Origin of the sequence: Flintibacter sp. P01028, from assembly GCF_041925235.1 — a bacterium.
GTDB classification, from domain to species: Bacteria; Bacillota; Clostridia; order Oscillospirales; family Oscillospiraceae; genus Lawsonibacter; species Lawsonibacter aceti.
Genome location: NZ_JBHEVC010000004.1, coordinates 75,130 through 91,819, shown reverse-complemented (window position 1 = coordinate 91,819; position 16,690 = coordinate 75,130). Strand labels below are relative to the sequence as shown.

Annotated in this window: 20 protein-coding genes and 1 tRNA gene; 10 read left to right on the top strand and 11 right to left on the bottom strand. The window is 58.6% G+C overall.

The window, feature by feature from the left end; genetic code table 11:
• Nucleotides 1-52 precede the first annotated feature (52 nt).
• Nucleotides 53-949 carry a hypothetical protein gene (locus tag ACEVJK_RS09175; protein WP_374740424.1) on the top strand — a complete coding sequence of 299 codons (897 nt, stop codon included), beginning with the start codon at nucleotides 53-55 and terminating at the stop codon, nucleotides 947-949.
• A gap of 39 nt (nucleotides 950-988) precedes the next feature.
• On the opposite strand, the gene ACEVJK_RS09170 is transcribed toward ACEVJK_RS09175, so the two are convergent.
• From ACEVJK_RS09170 to ACEVJK_RS09150, 5 genes are read right to left on the bottom strand one after another with little or no spacing between them, the layout of a single operon-like run.
• Entirely contained in the window at nucleotides 989-1,351 is a 363-nt protein-coding gene (locus tag ACEVJK_RS09170; RefSeq protein ID WP_374740423.1) for a hypothetical protein, read from the bottom strand.
• Between the two features lie 13 nt (nucleotides 1,352-1,364).
• The gene (locus tag ACEVJK_RS09165) at nucleotides 1,365-1,697 is read right to left on the bottom strand and encodes a hypothetical protein (RefSeq protein ID WP_147573327.1); all 333 of its coding nucleotides are present in this window, start codon (nucleotides 1,695-1,697) and stop codon (nucleotides 1,365-1,367) included.
• Entirely contained in the window at nucleotides 1,681-2,097 is a 417-nt protein-coding gene (locus tag ACEVJK_RS09160) for a hypothetical protein (RefSeq protein ID WP_262669424.1), read from the bottom strand. Before ACEVJK_RS09160 ends, ACEVJK_RS09165 begins: the two co-directional genes overlap by 17 nt.
• 12 nt (nucleotides 2,098-2,109) lie before the next feature.
• Nucleotides 2,110-2,541, bottom strand: coding sequence for a hypothetical protein (locus ACEVJK_RS09155; protein WP_147573329.1), 432 nt, complete (start codon nucleotides 2,539-2,541; stop codon nucleotides 2,110-2,112).
• Nucleotides 2,528-2,758, bottom strand: coding sequence for a helix-turn-helix transcriptional regulator (locus tag ACEVJK_RS09150; protein ID WP_147573330.1), 231 nt, complete (start codon nucleotides 2,756-2,758; stop codon nucleotides 2,528-2,530). Before ACEVJK_RS09150 ends, ACEVJK_RS09155 begins: the two co-directional genes overlap by 14 nt.
• Before the next feature lie 106 nt (nucleotides 2,759-2,864).
• On the opposite strand from ACEVJK_RS09150, the gene ACEVJK_RS09145 reads away from it, so the two are divergent.
• The 6 genes from ACEVJK_RS09145 (at nucleotide 2,865) to ACEVJK_RS09120 (ending at nucleotide 9,479) form a co-directional block, all read left to right on the top strand.
• Nucleotides 2,865-3,683, top strand: coding sequence for a polysaccharide deacetylase family protein (locus ACEVJK_RS09145; RefSeq protein WP_262669425.1), 819 nt, complete (start codon nucleotides 2,865-2,867; stop codon nucleotides 3,681-3,683).
• Between the two features lie 104 nt (nucleotides 3,684-3,787).
• On the top strand, nucleotides 3,788-3,958 hold the full coding sequence (locus tag ACEVJK_RS09140; RefSeq protein WP_186852271.1) for a hypothetical protein: 171 nt from the start codon (nucleotides 3,788-3,790) through the stop codon (nucleotides 3,956-3,958).
• Nucleotides 3,959-4,148: 190 nt separating this feature from the next.
• Nucleotides 4,149-4,631 (top strand): MarR family winged helix-turn-helix transcriptional regulator, encoded by a 483-nt coding sequence (locus ACEVJK_RS09135; RefSeq protein ID WP_374740422.1) that lies wholly within the window; start codon nucleotides 4,149-4,151, stop codon nucleotides 4,629-4,631.
• A 1-nt stretch (nucleotide 4,632) separates the two neighbouring features.
• Nucleotides 4,633-6,414 (top strand): ABC transporter ATP-binding protein, encoded by a 1,782-nt coding sequence (locus ACEVJK_RS09130; protein ID WP_147573332.1) that lies wholly within the window; start codon nucleotides 4,633-4,635, stop codon nucleotides 6,412-6,414.
• Nucleotides 6,414-8,567, top strand: a complete 2,154-nt coding sequence (locus ACEVJK_RS09125; protein WP_374740421.1) for an ABC transporter ATP-binding protein — start codon at nucleotides 6,414-6,416, stop codon at nucleotides 8,565-8,567. Before ACEVJK_RS09130 ends, ACEVJK_RS09125 begins: the two co-directional genes overlap by 1 nt.
• Nucleotides 8,568-8,636: 69 nt before the next feature.
• Complete coding sequence (locus ACEVJK_RS09120; protein ID WP_147573334.1) at nucleotides 8,637-9,479, top strand: glycosyltransferase family 8 protein; 843 nt, start codon at nucleotides 8,637-8,639, stop codon at nucleotides 9,477-9,479.
• Nucleotides 9,480-9,555: 76 nt separating this feature from the next.
• On the opposite strand, the gene ACEVJK_RS09115 is transcribed toward ACEVJK_RS09120, so the two are convergent.
• The 5 genes from ACEVJK_RS09115 to ACEVJK_RS09095 form a co-directional block, all read right to left on the bottom strand.
• Nucleotides 9,556-9,855, bottom strand: coding sequence for a hypothetical protein (locus tag ACEVJK_RS09115; protein WP_374740420.1), 300 nt, complete (start codon nucleotides 9,853-9,855; stop codon nucleotides 9,556-9,558).
• An 85-nt stretch (nucleotides 9,856-9,940) separates the two neighbouring features.
• Entirely contained in the window at nucleotides 9,941-10,351 is a 411-nt protein-coding gene (locus tag ACEVJK_RS09110) for a hypothetical protein (protein WP_262669429.1), read from the bottom strand.
• Nucleotides 10,352-10,457: 106 nt separating this feature from the next.
• Nucleotides 10,458-10,871, bottom strand: a complete 414-nt coding sequence (locus ACEVJK_RS09105) for a hypothetical protein (protein ID WP_186852266.1) — start codon at nucleotides 10,869-10,871, stop codon at nucleotides 10,458-10,460.
• A complete protein-coding gene (locus tag ACEVJK_RS09100) occupies nucleotides 10,861-11,724 on the bottom strand; it encodes a DUF3021 family protein (protein ID WP_186852265.1) in 864 nt (287 codons plus the stop codon). The genes ACEVJK_RS09105 and ACEVJK_RS09100 overlap by 11 nt, the downstream gene beginning before the upstream one ends.
• Entirely contained in the window at nucleotides 11,721-12,179 is a 459-nt protein-coding gene (locus tag ACEVJK_RS09095; protein ID WP_147573338.1) for a LytTR family DNA-binding domain-containing protein, read from the bottom strand. Before ACEVJK_RS09095 ends, ACEVJK_RS09100 begins: the two co-directional genes overlap by 4 nt.
• A gap of 174 nt (nucleotides 12,180-12,353) precedes the next feature.
• Between ACEVJK_RS09095 and ACEVJK_RS09090 the strand changes: the two genes are divergently transcribed.
• From ACEVJK_RS09090 to ACEVJK_RS09080, 3 genes are all read left to right on the top strand, one after another.
• Nucleotides 12,354-12,430: transfer RNA gene (locus ACEVJK_RS09090), tRNA-Arg, on the top strand.
• A 52-nt stretch (nucleotides 12,431-12,482) separates the two neighbouring features.
• Entirely contained in the window at nucleotides 12,483-13,877 is a 1,395-nt protein-coding gene (gene asnS / locus ACEVJK_RS09085) for an asparagine--tRNA ligase (RefSeq protein ID WP_147573339.1), read from the top strand.
• Nucleotides 13,878-13,879: 2 nt separating this feature from the next.
• On the top strand, nucleotides 13,880-14,128 hold the full coding sequence (locus tag ACEVJK_RS09080; protein WP_147573340.1) for a helix-hairpin-helix domain-containing protein: 249 nt from the start codon (nucleotides 13,880-13,882) through the stop codon (nucleotides 14,126-14,128).
• A gap of 32 nt (nucleotides 14,129-14,160) precedes the next feature.
• Here ACEVJK_RS09080 and ACEVJK_RS09075 read toward each other — a convergent pair whose 3' ends face one another.
• Entirely contained in the window at nucleotides 14,161-16,524 is a 2,364-nt protein-coding gene (locus ACEVJK_RS09075; RefSeq protein WP_374740419.1) for a SpoIIE family protein phosphatase, read from the bottom strand.
• Between the last annotated feature and the right edge of the window lie 166 nt (nucleotides 16,525-16,690).

Genomic DNA, 16,690 nt, shown 5'->3' with positions numbered 1-16,690 from the left:
GCTCAATTACCCAGATATTACCCTTCTGCCTTCCCTGGCCCGGACCCTGGGGGTGGATCTGAACACCCTGCTGTCTTTTCAGGAGGACCTGACCCAAGAGGAAATTGGTTTATTTCTGAACCGAGTCTATGAGACAGCCCAGGGGGAGGCGCTTGCCGTGGCCTTTGATTTGGCCAGGAGTAAGCTGCGGGAGTTTCCCAATAGTGACCTGCTCGCCTTCAGCTTGGCGGGGCTGCTGGAGGGAATATTGACTCTGTTACCTGGCGGCACAGAGGGGGAGCGGCAGACCTGGCAGGAGGAGATCGACGATCTCTATGAGCGGTGTGTCAGCAGTGCGGACGCAAGGGTGTGTGAAGCCGCTACCTACACTGTGGCCTCTAAGTGTATTAGCCGGGGGGAGTTGGACCGGGCCCAGACCCTGTTGGACCAGTTATCCGATACCCATATGGACAAGCGTACTCTCACCGCCTCCCTGCGGAGGAAGGAGGGAAAGATCGAGGAGGCCTGGACTATCCTGGAGCGGGACTTGTTTGACCGGGCCCATGCCATCCAGACCACCCTCCTCCACATGATTGAGCTGGCGATTGAGGAGGGGGACAAGGAGGCGGCTCACCACTTTTCTGATACGGCTGAGGCAGAGGGGAGAGTCATGGGCCTTACCGATTACGCTGTGCTGTCCGCTCCCCTCCAGTTGGCCATGGCAGAACGGAACGGCCCACGGGCGCTGGAGCTGCTGGAGAGACTGCTCCACTCTTTGACGGTCCCCTGGGATTTGAGTGAATCTTCTCTGTATCGCCATCTACCCACCAAGAACGAAACCGGGGAGGCCCAGAGCATGTTGCTCAAGCCTCTGCTGGACCAGTTGGACCTGGACCCGGAGGCTCAATTTTTGAAAGGTGTACCAGGCTATCAGGAGCTAGTGGAGCAGTACCAGACGTGGAAGGGATAAAGGAGCGGGGCGGCCAATGGCCGCCCGCTTTTTATCTGTTTATCCCAGCTTACGGATCTTGGCCCACAGCTTTTCCTTGTTTTCGTCCAGCATCCGAACTGCCTTTAGAATCCCCAGCAGGGGAATGAGCAGGGCCAGCACAGCCGGAGCGGGGAAACAAAAATGGGAATAGAGCAGGTATCCCACCCAGCCCAGGGCCAGATGAGGGATAGTGTAAAAGACAAAGAACACAGCCGTATATCCCCGGTTGCTTAACGTCCTGAAATACTGGTCCCATTTTTCACCATCCATATGGGATATTTTCGATTTCATCCAGACGGCCAGCAAAAACAGTCCGACGGCTAGCAGAGTAGCCAGCTTCTGCAGTAGGTAGAAGGAGAGCACGCCTCCAATGATCCACATGGATATCCTCCTTTCAGCTTCCGAAGGTGAACCAGGCCAGCAGGGTGGCGCCGAGAGCTCCCAGAAGAAGGCCACCCCAGAGATAGGGCTTCTCCTCGTAGGCACTGGAGCGGTACAGCATACTGGCGGACATTCCCAACAGGAGAAGGGCCAGACCGCCCCGCCAGGCGGACTCCCCCTTCACGGCGCACAGAACGGTGAACAATTCCAGACAGCCCGCCCCAAAGCCAAGAGCCTTGCTGTTGGCACGGGCCTCAATTTCCTGATCCCGCTCGTCATATAACGGGCGGCGATTGGCCCATTTGACAGGCTGTTCTATAACATTTTTCTTATCCTCGGCGCTCATAGTAGAGATTCACCCCCAACATAATGATGAACATGGCGATCAATACGCCGCACAGAGTGGCGGCAACGGACAGCGCGAGAGCGGACTTGGTAAAGCCGTACAGTACAAGGGCTATCCAGCAGCCGCCCAGCAGCAGGTAGTTCATGATACGGACCGTCGCGTGGCCGGACTTGATCGCCAGATAGCGGTCCCTCTCATCGGCGTACCGGGAGAGCTCCTCCTCGATCCCTCGGTGGGTGAAGGCGAAATAAAAGCTGACCAGGGAAATGGATACAGCCAGCAGGGCGGACAGGAGGAAACGAAGCTGAAAGCCGTCCAATAGGAGTTTACAGGCACAGGCGGCCGCCAAAAACATCAACAGGATGCCGGAGGCCAGATTCCGGACGCTTTTGATCTTCACAGGACGAACCTCCTAGACATGTTTTTCATAATAGACGGCAAAGATAATGGACAGGATGAAACATAGGCTCACATTCAGTCCACAGATTAGGAAAAGGAAGCCGAATACAAGTTTTTTTGTGACGGCATAGGCCAGAACCCCCGCCAGCATGAGGGCCATCTGAACATAAAAGAGGATGTTGCCCACCATGGCGTCCCCCTTCAGGCGGACCAGCTTGTTGCGTTCATCCCGTTCCTCGGTCTTATCCTCGATGGTGGCCCGTTTGGAGAAAGCCCGGACAAAACCGGTGACGCCCATTGCCAACAGGAGCACGGAGAGGATCACCGACTTGATCTGCTGGGGCAGAAAATCGTGGGGGTCAACAATATCTCGGTACAGACAGAAGAGACCGCCTATCGTCCAGAACACGCCCCAAATGAGACCTTTTTTGTTATATATTTTCATATTCCTTGTCCTCCAGCTCCTTATTTTCTTCCAGGCAGCATAGCTCCTCCAGACTGACCCCGAACACCAGAGCGATGCGGTAGGCCAGCAGCAGAGAGGGGTTGTACTGCTCCTTTTCAATGGAGATGATCGTGCGGGAGGATACATGGACCAAGTCGGCCAACTGCTGCTGGGTCATGCCGGCGGCGGCCCGAAGCTCCCGGACTTTGTTTTTCAACCCCGATCCCTCCTCTTTCTAAATATGAAGCGTGCTTCACGTGAAGCTTGCTTCATATTATACACAGGCGGGAGCTTTTGTCAAGCTGCTGGAAAACATTTTTTTCATGGAGAAATTTCCGCTTGGCCGCACATACTGTTCCCGAAGGGACAAGGAAGGGGCGGAGCGGGTGAAAACAGGAAAAATACTTTGGCTGGCGGCATGGCTGGCGGCCTTTCTCCTATGGCCGGGACCGCCGCAGGAGCTGACTATGACAGGGGGAGCGACTACAGTGGAGCTTGAGGAGGGAGAGCCGCCGCTGGTGGCACTGACCTTTGACGATGGCCCCAGAAATTCCACCACCGGCCGGCTGCTGGACGGACTGGCGCTGCGGGAGGTGCCCGCCACCTTTTTCCTGGTGGGCAACCGGATTGAGGGCAGCGAGGAGCTGATACGCCGTATGGCGGCAGACGGACACCAGATTGGGATTCATACCTTTGAACACGTCGTGGTATCAGACCTATCCCGCAAGGATTTTGACCTTCAGGTGGGCAAGACAAGGGCGCTTTTGGCAGAGATCCTGGGCGATGGGGAGTTTTGGCTGCGTCCCCCCTACGGCCTGTTTGACAGCTCGGTTCGCAAGTGGGCGGACTGCCCCATCATTCTGTGGTCGGTGGACCCGGAGGACTGGAAGGACAAGGATGTGGACCGCATTGTGGCAGCGGTGGTAGAGCATGTGAAGGATGGGGATATTATCCTGATGCACGATATCTTTGACACCTCAGTAGATGCGGCGCTGCGGGTAGTGGATAATCTGTTGTCTGAGGGTTACTGTTTTGTCACCGTGGAACAGCTGATGGAGGAGCGGCAGGTGGAGCCGGCGGAGGGAACTGTATTCCGGGCCCTGCCGCCGAAGGGAGAGGATGGGAAATCCTCTGGATCATAGATAAGGGCGGCCCTGGGACGATTAAATTTGTAAAAACGATTGTATTTTCCCCCGGTATCAGGTAAAATAGCGATAACCAGTAAAAACAAAGGAGGAAAACAGATATGAAAATAGCCCGTTTCGTCCTGAAGATCGTGGCTCTGTCCCTGGGCGCCGCCGCCATGGTCTGCGCCATCATCGCCTATTGGGATGCGTTGGTTGAGCTGTGCGGGCACGCCAAGGGGAAGCTGCAGCGCACGGCCTGTGCCTCTGAGTATGACGATTACGAGGAGTAAATTCCCGTGAAAGGCCATAGAATAGAGGGCCGCCCAGGAAGGGCAGGCCCTCTATTTTGCTATTATTGGGGAAGGATGTAAACAGTTTTTGAATTTCAACGGGACCGTCTTGACATTTTTTAGAGCGGTGTTAAAATAATCAACGTGTTAATTATTAACCCGTTAATTAATTGGAAAGGAGGGGAGTGCTTTGATCCCGGTCTCCAACGAGCTGGAGCTGCTGTCCCAGCAGATTAACCTGGCGCACCGGGCCGCTGTTCAGGCGGAATTGATCGCCGCAGACCTAAACGAGATCGGCCACCCCATGCTGCTGACCATCCTGCAAAGCTGTGCCGACAGCGACCCGGACGGCCAGTGTCACGCCCAGCGGGAGCTGGCCGAGTTGCTGCATATCTCGCCGGCTGCGGTGGCAAACTCACTGAAATCACTGGAAAAGGGAGGATATATCCGGCGGGAGCGCGGACGAGACGCGCGGCGCAACCGTGTACTGCTTACCCCCAAGGGGCAGCAGGCGGTCATCGGCTGCCAAATGGCCTTTGAAACTGTGTCCCGGCAGATGCTCCAGGGCTTCTCCCCGGTGGAGCGGGAGCAGTTGCTATCCTTCCGCCGGCGAATGCTCCATAACTTGCGGGGGGAGTCCCCCACAAAGACCCAAGCAAAGGAGGAACCTTAATTTGCTTTCTCTGTTTCTTACCCATTTGGAGGGGTACAAGAAGGACGCGATCAAGTCCCCCATCCTGATTACCCTGGAGGTCATCTGCGAGCTGATCCTCCCTCTGGTCATGGCGGAGATCGTGGATGTGGCCATCCCGGCCGGAGATGTGGGCTACATCTTTCTGATGGGCGGTCTGATGCTCCTGTTGTCCCTCTTCGCCATGGCCTGCGGCGTGGGCTCGGCAAAATACGCCACCTTCGCCAGCCAGGGCTTTGGCGCTAACCTGCGCCAGTGTCTGTTCGACAAGGTACAGGAGTTTTCCTTCGCTGACATCGACCGATTTTCTTCCGCTTCTCTCATTACCCGGATGACCAACGATGTCAACGCCATGACCATGATGCTGAATATGGGCCTGCGGATGCTGGTCCGGGCTCCGGTGATGCTCGTCGCCGCCCTGGTCATCTGTATTTCCATTAACGCCAGGCTGGCTATCGTGCTGGTGGTGGTCATCCCCCTGATGATACTGGCCATTGGAATTCTGATGAAGATATGTACCAGGCTCTTTGAGACGATGCAGAAGAAAATCGATGGGCTGAACAACACCCTGCAGGAGAACCTGGTGGCCATCCGTGTGGTCAAGGCATTTGTCCGGGAGGACCACGAGCGAGGAAAGTTCAAAAAGTCCAATGATGAGCTGATGGAGGCCGCTCTGAACGTAGGGCTGAAGATCATCGCTATCATGCCTATCATGATGCTGGCCATGAACGGCGCCACGGTAGCCGTCCTGTATCTGGGCGGCAGGATGGTTATGGCGGAGGGCTTTCTGCTGGGCGACTTGCAGGCATTTATCAATTATATCGCCCAGATCCTGATGAGCGTGATGATGGTGGCGATGGCCCTGCTCCAGCTCACCCGTGCCCAGGCCTGCGCCCACCGCATCCATGAGGTGCTGAACACCGAGCCCTCCGTGGAGAACAAACCCCAGGGCGAGATTTACCGGGTGGCCCCACCGGAGGGGCAGTCCGGGGCCGTAGACCGCGTCCTTCCCGCTCCCAGGGGCAGAGTGGAGTTCCAAAACGTTTCCTTCCGCTACGCGGCTGCCGGCACGGGGGACGACGTGTTGTCCGGTATTAGCTTTACTGTGGAGCCCGGCCAGTTCGTGGCCATTGTGGGCGGCACCGGCACCGGCAAGTCCTCGCTGGTCAACCTGATCCCCCGGTTCTATGATGTTACCGGCGGCGCCGTCCTGGTAGACGGTGTGGATGTGCGGGACTACCCGCTGGAGGAGCTGCGGGCCCGTATCGGCATGGTGCTCCAGACCAACGTGCTCTTTACCGGCACCATCCGGGAGAACCTGCTCTGGGGCCGCCCCGACGCCACAGAGGAGGAGATGATCCAGGCGGCCAAGGATGCCCAGGCCTATGACTTCATCATGTCCTTCCCGGACGGCTTCGATACCCTGCTGACCCAGGGAGGGACCAACGTGTCCGGCGGCCAGAAGCAGCGGCTGTGTATCGCCAGGGCCATGCTCCGCAAGCCAGCCATCCTGATCCTGGACGACAGTACCTCGGCGGTGGACTCGGCCACCGAGGCTGCCATCCGCCAGTCCTTCGCGGAGAACTTGAAGGATACTACTGTGATCATTATTGCCCAGCGGATCTCCTCCGTGCAGTACGCTGACGAGATCCTGATCCTGGACGACGACCACATCGCCGGCAGGGGCACCCATGAGGAACTGCTGGCCAACAATACCATTTATCAGGAGATCTATCAATCTCAGCAAGAGGGGGTGGGTGGATAATGCCAGGACCCAATAGAGCCCCAAGAGGGGGCTATGCCAAACCGAAAAATATGGCCAAGACGATCCGCCGCCTTGTAGGATATCTGACCAAGAGCAAGCTGCCGCTGGTCGCCGTGTTCCTGTTTTTGATGCTGTCTGTGTTTACCAACCTGGGCGGCTCCTATATGATGCGGGATATCATCAACAGCTTCATCTGGTCGGGCTGTACCGACTTTGCTGGGCTGGCCCTGTCTGTGGGCAAGCTGGTAGGCGTCTATCTGATCGGCTGTGTGGCCACCTACTGCCAGTCCGCCGTCATGGTCCGGCTGGCCCAGAGGGGCGTCAACCGGCTGAGAAAAGACCTGTTTGACAGCCTTCAGTCCCTTCCCCTCAGCTACTTTGACAAGCATCCCCACGGTGAGCTGATGAGCCGCTTTACCAATGACGCGGATAACGTACAGATGGCTCTGGAGCAGAGCGTAGTTTCTCTGTGCTCTAGCTGCCTGATGTTTGTGGGTCTGGTGGCCATGATGCTGTTCATCAACTGGAAGCTCTTTCTGGTTACCGCCCTGCTGCTGATAGTGACTGTGTATCTCTTTAGGACACTGGGCGGACGGAGCCGGAAATATTACCAGCAACAGCAATCTGCCCTGGGTGATGTCAATGGCGAGATCCAAGAGATCATTGAGGGGCTGAAGGTGGTTAAGGCCTTCACCCACGAGGAACAGGCCAAGGAGGACTTCCGCAAGCTGAACACCGCCTACCGGGACGCGGCGCAAAAGGCCAACTTCTACTCCATCATGATCATGCCGGTTTCGGGCAACCTAATGAACATCAGCTATGCCCTCACTGCCGCCTTCGGCGGCCTGTTGTCCGTCCTTCAGGGCTTTGACCTGGGTGGCCTGGTGGTGTATCTGAACTACTCCAAGCAGGTTGGCCAGCCCCTGAATCAGATCTCCCAGCAGATGACCACCCTGCTGTCCGCCTTGGCTGGCGCTGAACGCATCTTCGATGTGATGGACACCAAGCCCGAGGTGGACGAGGGCACCGTCACCCTGATCGAGGTGGAGAAGGATGCCAATGGCACCCTGTCCCCCTTCAATGGAAAGGGACACTCCCACACCTGGGCGTGGAAGACGCCCAGGACCAGCGGCATGGCGCTTGTCCCCGTGCTGGTGGAGGGCGACGTGCTCACCGAGCTGGGCCAGGCCGTCCGAGAGAAGACTGGGCTCAAGCTGCTGCTCCCCGGCGAGGACTCCCCGGATGGCATCTGGGTGCGAGTAGCGGCTGACGGCACCCTCGTCGAAGTACAGGATCTGGCCTCTCTGGCCGGCCACGGCTGGGCCTGGAAATACCCGGACCACAACCACAATGCCTCCCTCCATCTTATCCGGGGGGCGGTCCGAAATGTCCCTGGGGAGGACTACTATCTCACTGAGCTGAAGGGCGCCGTCCGGTTCAGCCATGTGGACTTCTCCTATGTCCCCGGCAAGCGCATCCTGCATGATGTGTCCGTCTACGCCAACCCAGGCCAGAAGATCGCCTTCGTGGGCTCCACCGGCGCGGGAAAGACCACCATCACCAACCTCATTAACCGCTTCTATGAGATTGAGGGTGGTATGATCACCTATGACGGTATCAATGTACGTTCCATCCGAAAGGACGATTTGCGCCGGTCCCTGGGGGCGGTGCTTCAGGACACCCATTTGTTCACCGGCACCATTATGGACAACATTCGATACGGGCGGCTGGACGCCACCGACGAGGAGTGCATTGCCGCGGCAAAGAGTGCCAATGCCCACTCCTTTATCCGCCGTCTGCCGGACGGATACAACACTATGGTCACTGGGGACGGGGCCAACCTGTCCCAGGGCCAGCGGCAGCTGCTGGCCATCGCTAGGGCGGCGGTGGCGGACCCGCCGGTGATGATCCTGGATGAGGCCACCTCCTCCATCGATACCCGGACCGAGGCCCTGATCCAGAAGGGCATGGACGCCCTGATGGACGGACGGACTGTGTTTGTCATCGCCCATCGGCTGTCCACGGTCCGCAACTCCAACTGCATCGTGGTTATCGAACACGGCGAGATCGAGGAAAAGGGCAGTCATGATCAACTGCTGGAAAAGCGGGGCCGGTACTACCGCCTGTATACCGGGCAGTTCCAGCTTTCCTGACCGGAGGGAAGCCCTGCCCGGGGTTAGCCTGGGCAGGGCTTCAACAGACAGAGATAGGAGGACAGAGCGATGGAAACCACCCGGATGGATCTTCTTGTGACCCTGGACGAGCATTACCTGCCCCAGCTTAGGGTGATGCTGACATCCCTGCGTCTAAGTCATCCCGGCGTCCAGTGCAGGGTCTATCTACTCCATCGGAGCATCCCGGAGGAGCGGCTGGCCGCGCTGGAGAGCGGCCTTGCCGGATGGGGCTACCAGTTGGTGCTTATCCGAGTAGATGAGGCTGTTTTTCAGGATGCTCCGGTGACAGACCGGTATCCCCAGGAGATGTACTACCGCCTGCTGGCCGCCCGCTTTCTGCCGGAGGAGCTGAAACGGGTGCTGTACCTGGACCCGGACACCCTGGTGATCAACTCTCTGCTCCCTCTGTGGGAGCTGGAGCTAGACGGCCATCTGTTTGCCGCTGCGGCCCATACGGGCAAGACGGAGATTGCCAACAATGTCAACCGCTTCCGGCTGGGGACGGAGGGAGACTATTACAATTCCGGCGTACTGTTAATGGATTTAGAGCGGTGCAGAAACGAGATTCACACGGAGGAGCTGTTCGATTACGTGTCTAACCACGGGGACGAGCTGATCCTGCCGGACCAGGATATTCTCAACGCGCTCTATGGCGGCCGGGTGCTGGCTGTGGACGATTTTATATGGAACTATGACGCCAGAAATTTCAGCAACTACTTGGTGCGGAGTATGGGAGAGGCGGACCTGGACTGGGTCATGGCCCATACCGCCGTCCTGCACTTCTGCGGCAGGGAGAAGCCCTGGAAAAAGAACTACCGCCGCCGGTTCCGGGTGCTGTACCGCCACTATATGAACTTGGCGGACAAATACCTGCCGGAAGCCGGCACATGAGTTGAAAGGGCCCTGTCCACATGGACAGGGCCCTTTTTTCTTATAGATTTGAATGGGTCTCCGTTTGACGCTTTTTTCACTCCGACCACTGGGCCACGGAAAAGAGCGCCCCTGCCCCCAGGCCAAACAAGGCGGGCAGGGAGAACAGCATTCCATAAAAGTAGTCGGGGAAGGCGAGAAAGGAACCGTCATCCAGCCAGTAGGTATTGGGCAGAGGAAGACAGTCTACTGCCCCCAGAAAGCAGACCATCCCTGCCAGCATGACCAGGACAGCGGGCCCCCACTTGGCCCAGCGGGGCAGACGGCTCCGGGAGAGGAAGAACTGGATGATCCCTGCCGTCAGGGGTGCTAAGACGAAAAAGGCCAGGGCTTCCATAGGGCACCTCCGTTTTTCAATGTATAGGGATAAAAACAGTCAGGCTGCCGGGAAGACCCAAAGCGGCCAGATGGGAAACAAAACATTATATAGATGGATCTCTTTTTTCATGCTTGTCCCTCCCCCGGCCCAGCTTCCCAACACCCCATACAATCCAGGCCAGAATACAGCCTGCCGTCGGTGCCGTGCACCAATATAGAAACAGGACCCATCCCAGGACGGCCCATCCCGCGCTGCCCACAAAGACAAGCCCGGGGACCAGAAGCAACATCAGCGGGGCGAACAGCCGCCAGTGTGGCTTTGCCAGACGGCACAACAGCAGTTGGAGAAAAAACATGGGGATGCTGTGGAAGTACAGGAGCAGACCCTGGTGCCAGGGCGGGATGTTCAGAGGCAGGTCCCAAAAGGCGGAGAGAAAGATCACCAGATAGGCTGCCAGGGACATCAGAAACAAAGTCAACAGAATTTTATCTGTTTTGTCCATGATAGGCTTCATCTCAATCGCTCCTTTCTTGTCCGCGATTCTATCATGCATCGGAAAAGGATCATAAGCCGGACACCGGCAGGGGTCAGAGGGACAGCCTCAAAGGAGACAAGAGGCTCTATTTCGGTTTGCCCAGCTTCCCTCCCAAAAAGAGGGACAGCGCCAACAGGGAGCAGTATATCCCGTACAATAGGTGCTCTAGCGTATCAAAGGAAATAAAACCGCCTCCGCTGGGATAGAATTGAATATAAGGCCCCACACCTATCGACAGGAGCAGGGCATAGCCGAGCAGCAGGGCCACACTGACCCGCGCAAGCCAGATCCCCAGAGTGTCCCGCCCGGCTCTGGCTGACAGCCGCCGTGTCAGGAAGCCAAACAGGAATAAAAGCGGGAATAGGCCGAGAAGAAGCCACATCATTACGGTATCACAGGACCCAGACACACTGTAATGGATATACCCATCCTGATATTCCGCTGAAATGTTCTCTACAAATCCCAGCATTTCCATGGGCCAATACCATTTAATCTCCATGGTCAGCCCCCTCACTGGGCGTTCGATTCTTTCTTGGGAACGCCCGACGGTACAGCCAGCCCATCACGTTGCCAGCCAGGGCGGGGAGAGCGATCATAAAGCAGTGAAACAGGGCGGAGCTGTTATATATCAGATATACCATGGGCAGATAGAACAGGAAACAGGCCAGGGGATATAGGGGGCATACTCCCTGCCGCTTTCCCAGGGACAGGCCGGATAGATAACCTACTACCGGCAGGATCAGATAAGGCAGAAGCAAACCGGACAGTACGGGAACATCTACCACAAAGGTCCTGTCCACCCACCTCAGCGCCGCCGGCAGCAGGTTGCACACCAACAGCAAGAAGGGCAGATAAGGCAGGGTTTCCCGCCACTTCAGGGGAGAGGGACCGGCAGCCAGCCCCAACAATTCCCGAAGCTGGATCACCTCCATATACCACCCGATCCACCGGCCCAGCCAGATCAGGAAATAGAGCAGGGTCAGCAGAGCCACCCACAGCAGCAAGTCCCAGCCGAAATCCAACCACCGGCAGCCTGTCAGTAACAGGGAGAAACAGAGGACAGTGGCTCCCCAATGGACCAGGGAGAGCAGGATCAGCTTTTTTCCCTCGTTTGCAAATGGCAGGGTGGCTAAGGAGACCACGGCCCCGAAGAGACCGCCTAACAGGAGCTGGACTACTAAGGCCAGTGCCGCCGAGCCGTAAAACTGGACCGCGGCGGGGGACACTGGGATAGACTGTCCATTGGATACTCCAAAGGAGAGGAGCAGCCAGGCCAGCAGGGTGGTCAGAATAGCGCCTAATAGGGCGCCGGCGGCCAGACGGATGGACCAGATTTTACGGATATCCCTCATGTTTTATCCCCACCTCTCAGGTTCAAGGTATCCTTGATTTTTTTCACATACCGCCGGGATACATAGGCGTGGACCGCCCCTTCCAGAGTCATTCGGATGGTCCCGGCCAGGGACAGGTCGATGGCAGTCACCCGGTCCAGATTGATGATCTCACTGTTGGAGATGCGGACAAAGCGGGTGGTGTCCAGCCGCTCCTCCAGCTCGTACAGCCGCAGATGGACCGCGTAGATCTGGTTTTCGGTCTGGGCAGATACACCCTTGCCATCGGCAAAGAAGCGGAGAAATTCCTCCTGCCGGACCGGCAGGGCCCGCTCCCCGCGCCACACGGTGATGGGGCCCAGAGAGAGGCCGGACAGATGCGCTCGAAGCCGCTCCAGGGACGGGCTGTCCTCCCCGGCCAGGATGACCACCTTGGGTTCCTGCCGGCCAGGCTCCAGCTTCAGTTCTACCTCCATGACCGTTCCACCTCCCTATGTTTTTCTGTCCCCAGTATATCCGTTTTGACCCCGAAGGTCCAGAGATTTGGGACAGGTGGTCGTTTTTCCGGGATAAATGGTTTTACATTCCCCGTTGACAACCTCCTGACAGTGCGATAAAATACAAAAGATACCATGGAGAGTCCACCATACGCCCCTGTACCTCACCGGGATAGAGGGTCCGCCTCCTAAGCGGAATGTAGTGCGTTCGAGTCGCGCCAGGGGTGCCACTCCGGCGGACATCTCCATGGCATCGACTTTTTATACATGGAGATGAATGAAATGGAACGCGTCACCGTCGCCGCCATCTTTGCCGACCAGGAAAAGCTGGGCGGCCAGACCGTCACCGTATGCGGCTGGGCCCGGACCATCCGGGACATGAAAACCTTTGGGTTTATCGAGCTGAATGATGGCTCCTGCTTCAAGAACCTGCAGGTCGTCATGGACGCCAATGTCCTGGACAACTATAAGGAGATTGCCGGTCAAAACGTGGGCGCCGCGCTGATCGTCCGCGGACAGGTGGTGCTGACCCCCGAAGCCAAGCAGCCCTTGGAGGTGAAGGCCGCTTCTATCCAGGTGGAGGGTGTTTCCGCCCCCGATTATCCCCTGCAGAAGAAGCGCCACAGTGTAGAGTTCCTGCGGACCATCCAGCACCTGCGGCCCCGGACCAACCTGTTCTCCGCCGCCTTCCGGGTGCGCTCCGCCACCGCCCACGCTATCCACTGCTTCTTCCAGGACCGGGGCTTTGTCTATGTCCACACCCCCATCATCACCGCCAGCGACTGTGAAGGGGCGGGCGAGATGTTCCAGGTGACTACCCTGGACCTGGAGAACGTGCCCAGGAACGAGGACGGCACTGTGGACTACACCCAAGATTTCTTCGGCAAGCGGGCCAATTTGACCGTATCCGGTCAGCTCAACTGTGAGAACTTTGCCATGGCCTTCGGCAACGTGTACACCTTTGGCCCTACCTTCCGGGCGGAGAATTCCAACACGCAGCGGCACGCCGCCGAATTCTGGATGATCGAGCCGGAGATGGCCTTTGCCGACCTGAACGACTATATGGACAACGCCGAGGCCATGATCAAGTATGTCATCCGATATGTCATGTCTCACTGCCCGGACGAGATCGACTTCTTCAACTCCTTTGTGGACAAGGGCCTGAAGGAGCGGCTGGAGCACGTAGCCAACTCCGAGTTCGGCCGGGTCTCCTACACCGAGGCGGTGGAGATTTTGAAGAAGGTCAACGACCAGTTCGACTTCAAAGTGGAGTGGGGCACCGACCTGCAGACGGAGCACGAACGATACCTCACCGAGCAGGTGTTCAAGCGCCCCGTCTTTGTCACCGACTACCCCAAGGAGATCAAGGCCTTCTATATGCGCCAGAACGATGACGGCAAGACCGTGGCCGCCGCCGACTGTCTGGTGCCAGGCATCGGCGAGCTCATCGGCGGCTCCCAGCGTGAGGAACGGCTGGAACTGCTGGAGGGCCGCATCAGGGAGCTGGGCATGGACCCCAAGGACTACTGGTGGTACTGCGATCTGCGGCGCTACGGCTCCTGCCGGCACGCCGGGTATGGCATGGGCTTCGAGCGGATGGTGATGTACCTCACCGGTATCAACAACATCCGCGATGTGGAGCTTCACCCCCGTACTGTGGGCAATGCAGAGTTCTGACAATGAAGTCGGAGCTGGAGCGGATCCCTGGAGTGGGGCCGAATATGGCCCGCCACTTGGCGGATATTGGCTATACCACTTTGAATTCCCTGCGAGGCGAGGACCCGGAGCACATTTATCAAAAGGACTGCTTGTTCCAGGGCTGTCAGGTGGACCGGTGTGCCCTGTATGTCTACCGGCTGGCGGTGTACTATGCCGAACATGGGAGCTGCCCGGCGGATAGGCTAAACTGGTGGGACTGGAAGGATTAAAACATGGCGGACGCTACAGCGTCCGCCATGTTTCATTTTAACGATGACTTCATCTGGCCTGCTGCCCGCTTTTCAATGCGGATGACCAGAGCCGTTCGGTCATCGGTGACCTCTTTGGGGCTGTCGGTAATGAGTTCACGGGCCAGGTCCTTGGGGCTGGCCCCGTCAAACTGGGCTAGCTTGTCCTTGACCCACTGGTCCTCCCCGGCACCGCAGATACCGTCGCTCACCATAAGCACTGTGTCCCCTGGCGCCAGCTTCAGGGTGAACTGGTCCAGCGCCCCCTGCTCTCCCTCGGCCAGCCCGGCGGGGAGGGAGGTGCCGGACAGCCTCTGGACCGCAGAGCCCTTTTTTACATAGCTGGGAGCGGCCCCCAGCTTGAACAGCTGGCCCTCGCCGGAGAACAGGTCCACCTGGAGCAGGTCTACCGTAGTAAAGCCGCCGGTTTCCTCTCCGCGGAGCGCCAAGGCGGAGGAGAGGGTGGACAGGGCGTGACGTGGTTCTACCCCGGCCTGGAGGAACTGCTCCAGCAGACGAACCGCCAAGGAGCTCTCCCGGTTGGCGTCAGGGCCGCTGCCCATGCCGTCGCACAGGAGGACATACAGCTTGCCGTCGGACCGCTTGAAATAGGTTCCGGAGTCGCCGCTCACCGTCTCGCCGCTCTTTTTCTGGGCGGCCACTCCGGCCAGAGCCATCAGCGGCTCCTGCTGGAGAAGGGAGATGGAGTCCTCTCCGGGCTGGTCCACCCGGAGGGGGACACCCAGCAGGTCAGACAGGTCGGACAGACGGCTGGGCCGTGCCAGGGCAGCGCAGCCAGGACCCTCTGCCTCCACCCGGAGCAGGCCCCTGCTGTCCCGGTATACCGCGGTCCGGATGTCCAGTCCCAGCTCCGCCACCCGCTGGCGCAGCTTCCGGTCTCCCAGCAGGTCGGGAATGAGCTCCCGGCTCAGTTCTGCAGAGGCAGCCCCCAGCAGATCAGCCAGTTGGGCATACTGCCGGCCCACTGCCGCCCGGCTCTCCTTGACCCGAGCGTTGTACTGGCGGCGGTAGAACAGGGCGGTGAGTTCCTCGTTTACGGTGGATAGAAAGGCGGAGAAATGGATGCATCGGTGGGAGAAATGGCTGGGAAAGTCACTCCCCTCCGCGCGGCCCCGCTCCACCATGGCGGGGGTGGCGTCATTGAGAGCGTTGAAGGTGGTAGTGTAATTCTGCTGCCAGCAGTTGTTCCGGAGAGAGCAGGAGCGGCATACCCTGCTGGCGGTTCGGTCAAAGACGGTGGCTACGTCATTGTCATTCTCCGGGGGACGGAAGGCGGAGCGCAGGGAGTCGCACAGGGTACGGAAGGCCTTGGCTGTGGCCTCCAACTGATGCTGGACCAGGGCTTGGGCCCGCAGGTCCACAGGGCCGGCCATCTGGGGAGCCAGCCACACGCCCAGCTTGCGCATGGGCCGCTGGGGCAGCAGGAGAAAGGCCACCGAGGCCACAAATACCTCGTACAGAATGGACAGAGGCAGCTCCCGCTCCCAGGTCCATAACACTGCGCCACCATTGACCAGTACATAGACCATGGCGGCCCACAGCCGTGCCTTGCCCCGGCACAGGCCAGCCATCATGCCGGACAGACCGTAGGCCATGGTGTACATGGGGGCGCCTGCTCCGGCCAGGTCCATGGCCATGCCCAGAGACACCCCGGCGATGGCTCCGGTGGCCAGACCGCCCTGCCAGGCGGCGGTTATCACCGCCAACACAGCAAGGATGCGGCCTAGAGAGATATCCTTATAGATGTAGAGGGGGACCAGCGCCATCAGCGCGGTGGCCAATAAAACCAACAGGCCGGCCCGGCGGGTAGGGGAGAGGAGCCTGTCCTCCCGGTGGACACGCATAGGGACCAGGACCGCCCGGTAGCACCAGACGGCCGCTGCAGTCAGGCAGACCTCCAGAGAGAAATAGATGGCGTCAACTGTCTTCCATCCCTGTTGGGACAGATAGATAAAACCCGCCGCCCCGTTGATAGCGGCGGTGAGCAGCGGCATGGTCCAGGAGCGACGGATCGCCTTCAGATCGTAGAAGGCGAAGGCCACAGCAAAGGTGAGAATGGAGGCGGAGGCGTACCGCAGCCCGTCCGCGAAGCCCATCTGGCACAGATATCCGAAGCAGGCTCCCAGCAGAGCCGCCCCTCCGCACAGTCCGGAGCCCGCCGCCCCGACCAGGGCCACCCCGAAGGGGGAATACCCCTCAAAGATGACCGCCCCGGCCAGCACCGCCGCCAGCAGCAGATGGATACCCGCCTCCGCCCACAAGGTGAGGGCGGAGGCGGACAGCTGGATCTGACCGGTCTGTTTGGACTGCTGCCGAAGTTTGTTGAGCTTTCCGTGTATGCTTTCTCTGGCCGTCATGCCTGTTTCCTCCTATGTATACGGCCCAAGAGGGCCTGTCCTAACCTGATGTGCCCCATTATATTCCAATTTCTGGAAAAGATGCGTCGAATGGTGTAAGGGTGGGCCGGTAGAGGAAGGGAAAAGAGGACAGAAGTTGGGACTTGTATTTTTGCGGAAAATCGAA

What these genes read in the sequence shown, in the direction of transcription:
- ACEVJK_RS09170 (WP_374740423.1), bottom strand. Translation starts at nt 1,351, where the DNA reads ATGTGGATCATTGGAGGCGTGCTCTCCTTCTACCTACTGCAGAAGCTG.
- ACEVJK_RS09165 (WP_147573327.1), bottom strand. Translation starts at nt 1,697, where the DNA reads ATGAGCGCCGAGGATAAGAAAAATGTTATAGAACAGCCTGTCAAATGG.
- ACEVJK_RS09155 (WP_147573329.1), bottom strand. Translation starts at nt 2,541, where the DNA reads ATGAAAATATATAACAAAAAAGGTCTCATTTGGGGCGTGTTCTGGACG.
- ACEVJK_RS09145 (WP_262669425.1), top strand. Translation starts at nt 2,865, where the DNA reads ATGGAGAAATTTCCGCTTGGCCGCACATACTGTTCCCGAAGGGACAAG.
- ACEVJK_RS09140 (WP_186852271.1), top strand. Translation starts at nt 3,788, where the DNA reads ATGAAAATAGCCCGTTTCGTCCTGAAGATCGTGGCTCTGTCCCTGGGC.
- ACEVJK_RS09125 (WP_374740421.1), top strand. Translation starts at nt 6,414, where the DNA reads ATGCCAGGACCCAATAGAGCCCCAAGAGGGGGCTATGCCAAACCGAAA.
- ACEVJK_RS09120 (WP_147573334.1), top strand. Translation starts at nt 8,637, where the DNA reads ATGGAAACCACCCGGATGGATCTTCTTGTGACCCTGGACGAGCATTAC.
- ACEVJK_RS09115 (WP_374740420.1), bottom strand. Translation starts at nt 9,855, where the DNA reads ATGGAAGCCCTGGCCTTTTTCGTCTTAGCACCCCTGACGGCAGGGATC.
- ACEVJK_RS09110 (WP_262669429.1), bottom strand. Translation starts at nt 10,351, where the DNA reads ATGAAGCCTATCATGGACAAAACAGATAAAATTCTGTTGACTTTGTTT.
- ACEVJK_RS09105 (WP_186852266.1), bottom strand. Translation starts at nt 10,871, where the DNA reads ATGGAGATTAAATGGTATTGGCCCATGGAAATGCTGGGATTTGTAGAG.
- ACEVJK_RS09100 (WP_186852265.1), bottom strand. Translation starts at nt 11,724, where the DNA reads ATGAGGGATATCCGTAAAATCTGGTCCATCCGTCTGGCCGCCGGCGCC.
- ACEVJK_RS09095 (WP_147573338.1), bottom strand. Translation starts at nt 12,179, where the DNA reads ATGGAGGTAGAACTGAAGCTGGAGCCTGGCCGGCAGGAACCCAAGGTG.
- asnS (WP_147573339.1), top strand. Translation starts at nt 12,483, where the DNA reads ATGGAACGCGTCACCGTCGCCGCCATCTTTGCCGACCAGGAAAAGCTG.
- ACEVJK_RS09080 (WP_147573340.1), top strand. Translation starts at nt 13,880, where the DNA reads ATGAAGTCGGAGCTGGAGCGGATCCCTGGAGTGGGGCCGAATATGGCC.
- ACEVJK_RS09075 (WP_374740419.1), bottom strand. Translation starts at nt 16,524, where the DNA reads ATGACGGCCAGAGAAAGCATACACGGAAAGCTCAACAAACTTCGGCAG.